Source organism: Methylotenera sp. (assembly GCF_030684185.1).
Taxonomy (GTDB): Bacteria; Pseudomonadota; Gammaproteobacteria; order Burkholderiales; family Methylophilaceae; genus Methylotenera.
Genome location: NZ_JAUXOY010000025.1, coordinates 1 through 4089, shown reverse-complemented (window position 1 = coordinate 4089; position 4089 = coordinate 1). Strand labels below are relative to the sequence as shown.

The window sequence follows — 4089 nt, the reverse complement described above, 5'->3', positions numbered from 1 at the left end:
ATACCGCCATCTTTACCCAGAGCGGCGCCTCGCTCACGCCGAGCGTGAGTGTGGCCAATGCGACTTATACTGACCTGGCCGGCAACAACGGCATCGGCAACAGCTTGAACATGACGGCCGACCTGACGGCACCGACGCTTAATGCGCAATCCTTCAATTATGCGGAAAATAGCGCTGTAAACGCTGTAATTGCAAATGTTGCTTCTAGCGATAATATAGGTGTAGTAAGTTATAAATTTACTACTACAGGCACAAATATTAGTGCTGATGGTTTCTATCAAATCAGCAATACAGGAGTAGTAACCCTAACTGCTGCAGGTGCTGCTTCTGCTGTAAATGATTTTGAAACAGGGCCTACCACACATGCTTATAGCGTAACTGTGGCAGATGCGGCTGGTAATATAAAAGCGGCTACGATGACATTTAATGAAACTAACGTAAATGATGCTCCGGTGAATACATTGCCGGCTGGTTTTACGACAAATGAAGACACCTCTTTCAAGCTTGCTGGTTTATCAATAGCTGATGTAGATGCAGGCGCCGGTACGATGACGGTTACATTGAACGTTGCTACAGGATTGCTAACTGCAGCTGGCAGTGGAGGTGTAACTATTACTGGCTCTGGCACTGCAACAGTCATCCTTACAGGCACACTGGCCAATTTGAACACATACTTAGGTAACGCTGCAACCCAACCTACCTATGTGCCAGTGTCTAATGCCAGTGGGGCAGTTACGCTGACTATGACTACCAATGATGGTGGTAACACCGGCCCGGGTGGACCACTTACTGATATTGATACAAGTACCATCAATATTACCGCAGTTGCAGATGCACCGATCTTGAATGGTCTCGCGCAAATTTTCAGTATTACTGCACCGGCAGTGACAAGCACTGATGGTGCATCAGGTATTCTACAAGCTAATATTGAGACCGCACTAGGTCTAACCGCTGGAGTTTTAGATACATTTAACCCGTCAAATGGTCCTGGCACAAATGATCCAAATCCGGTTAATGTAATTTCAGGTACTTATACCACCAATAACCTTACGTTATCTGTTGGCCAGCAGATTTCTTTTGATTGGGGTTTCTTTAATGGTGAGAATGTTGTATCTGAAATCAATAATGGTTATAACGATATCGTTGTGCTTGTAATCACTGATCCCTTTGGTAATAAAACGCTTCAGCAAATTACTTCTTCTGAGCAAGCAGGAGCAAATGTTAATGGAAATGCTGTGGATACAACAGGCACACAGCTTTACACAGCAACTTCTGCAGGTGACTACCAGTTCTCATGGCTTGTACTAAACTCAAAAGATACTGGAAAAGATTCTATGTTGTCTGTGAGTGCGCCTCACTATATTGTTGGAGGAGTAACTTATGGACAGCCAGTTGATGTGCCTGTATATCCAGTGTTAACTGATACAGATGGCTCTGAAACTTTAAGTGTTTCTATTTCCGGTGTGCCTGCTGGCGCATTATTCTCGGCTGGCACTGATTTAGGTGGAGGTACGTGGAGTTTTACATCGGCACAATTGAATGGCCTGCAGTTATACCCAGCAAACGGTTTTACTGGGACGATTAATTTAACGGAAACCGCTACCAGTACCGAATTAAGCAACGGATCAACTGCATCGACATCTATGGCGGTTAGCCTCAATATTAGCGCGACTACCGCAATATTGTTTGGTACGAGTGGTAATGAAACTCTTACCGCCACCAACGTGAATACCGAAATATTAGGTTTTGCGGGTAATGATACACTTAACGGCGGTAGCGGTAACGACGTGATTTATGGTGGTGCAGGCGCTGATACCTTAAATGGGGGGGGCGGAAATGATGCACTTTATGGAGGGGCTGGAAATGATACGCTTATAGGCGGCACAGGCAGTGATTTGTTAGTAGGTGGTGCCGGCAATGACACCATGACAGGCGGTAATGGAACATCAGATGATGGTGTTACTGATGTATTTAAATGGTCATTGGCTGATGCAGGTACGGTAGGAGCTCCAGCGGTGGATACGATTAATTTCTTTGGAACGGCAGCATCAAGTGCTGGAGGTGATGTGCTTGATATTAAAGACTTGTTAGTAGGCGAGTCCCATACTGCGGCAGCGCTAGATAATTATATTCACTTTCAAGTATCCGGTGGCAATACAACCATGTACATTAGTTCAACAGGTGCTTTTGGCGATAACAATGCTGTTGGTGCACCTAATGCAATTGTGACAGCAAATACTGTACAAAATATTGTATTTACAGGAGTGAATCTCGTGGGGTCAGCCACTAGCGACTTACAGGTCTTACAAAACTTAATTAATACGAATAAGCTAATTACTGATTAATTTAAGATAATCTTTTAGGTCAGCTCGTATCGAGCTAGCTTTTTTGTTGTATTAGGAGTAGTTATTTAATAATGTATTTAGCTTTTCCACATCATATTAATTAGAGGCTTTTTAACTGATGATAGGATTGTATGTCGGCTTCATGAGATAATTCAGGCCTGTCATTTGATGAGTATCAAACCAAAGATTTTGTCTTGCTTTAAACTTGCCGCATAACCAAAAAATAATTATTAAAGATTTACAGTGTATAGGAAAACTAGATGGCCATAAAACTAAAAGGAATGATTCTTGCAGCAGGGCAAGGTACCCGTGTACGCCCACTCACCAAAGACATACCTAAACCTATGATTCCTATTCTGGGTAAACCTGTAATGGAATATCTAATTGAGCATTTGGCGCGCCATGGTGTGAGCGAGATTATGATTAATGTTGCACACCTCAATAGAAATATAGAGCAGTACTTTGGAAATGGACGACGCTGGGGAACGGAAATAGGCTATTCCTACGAAGGTGTATATGACCATGGCGAACTAACGCCTAAGCCATTGGGCTCTGCCGGAGGCATGCGTCATATACAGGATTTTGGTGGATTTTTTGACCATACAACCATCGTGATGTGTGGCGATGCGCTGATTGACCTTGATATTGGCGCCGCATTATTTGAACACAAACAGAAAAAAGCCATGGTGAGTGTTATTACTATGGAAGTGCCAACTGCCGAGGTAAGTAATTACGGTATTGTTGAAACAGATGAAGATGGACGAGTTATTTCATTTCAAGAAAAACCAACACCACAAGAAGCGCGCTCTAATTTAGCAAGCACGGGTATTTATTTCTTTGAACCAGAAGCCATTGATTTGATTCCACCTGGAAAAAACTTTGATATTGGCAGTCAGTTATTTCCTTTACTGGTTGAGAAAGGTTTGCCTTTTTATGCGCAAAAACGATTCTATAATTGGATTGATATTGGACGTATTTCTGATTACTGGGAAGTGTTGCAACGTGTATTGCGCGGTGAGATTAGTTATATGGAAATGCCTGGCAAAGAAGTGCGGCCTGGTGTTTGGGTGGGGTTGAACACCAATATTGATTGGGATAATGTTAAGATTGAAGGTCCTGTATATATAGATTCAGGCACGCAAATAGACGCAGGTGCAGAGATTATAGGTCCATGCTGGATTTCACATGGTTCTCATATCTGCAAAAATGCTAAAGTGATTCGATCTGTACTGTTCGAATACACCAGAATTAGTGCAGACATGACGGTTTCTGAGATGATTGTTTCACCTAGGTATTGTGTAGACCGTAGTGGCGAAACCTACTATGTTGGAGATGATCGTTGCTCTCTACGCTGGGGCGATGCGAGGATATAGCATTTTCTGGCAGACTATCTTCGCAGATAATTCTAAATATGCACTATAATGCGACGGTTTTAAGTATATCTAATTCGGATGAGTGGCTGAGCGGTTGAAGGCACCACCCTGGAAAGGTGGCACAGGGGTAACTCTGTCGCGGGTTCGAATCCCGCCTCCTCCGCCATTAAGATGTTTTAAGCCGTCCTAGCAAGTCCACTAAACCCGCCTAAGTGCGGGTTTTTTTGGTTTATCTGTAGCGCGTCAACTATCTTGTCCAGTTCAGCGACAATTATCTTGTCTAGTTGACGCTGAGATTTTTACTACTGTTTTTGCATAGATGATTTTCTTCGGTAGCTGCCTCCTTCACACTGAATGATGGTGGCATGATG

General features: G+C 43.2%; 2 protein-coding genes and 1 tRNA gene. All 3 read left to right on the top strand.

Annotated elements, in window-relative coordinates; all coding sequences use genetic code 11:
- Positions 1-2345, top strand: a 2345-nt coding sequence (locus Q8J82_RS09575) for a type I secretion C-terminal target domain-containing protein (RefSeq protein ID WP_305328189.1), incomplete at its 5' end; no start/stop codon positions are given.
- Positions 2346-2605: 260 nt separating this feature from the next.
- Positions 2606-3718: an NDP-sugar synthase gene (locus Q8J82_RS09570; RefSeq protein ID WP_305328188.1), complete on the top strand. Its 1113-nt coding sequence runs from the start codon at positions 2606-2608 to the stop codon at positions 3716-3718.
- A 76-nt stretch (positions 3719-3794) separates the two neighbouring features.
- A tRNA-Ser gene (locus tag Q8J82_RS09565) sits at positions 3795-3884 on the top strand.
- Positions 3885-4089 lie beyond the last annotated feature (205 nt).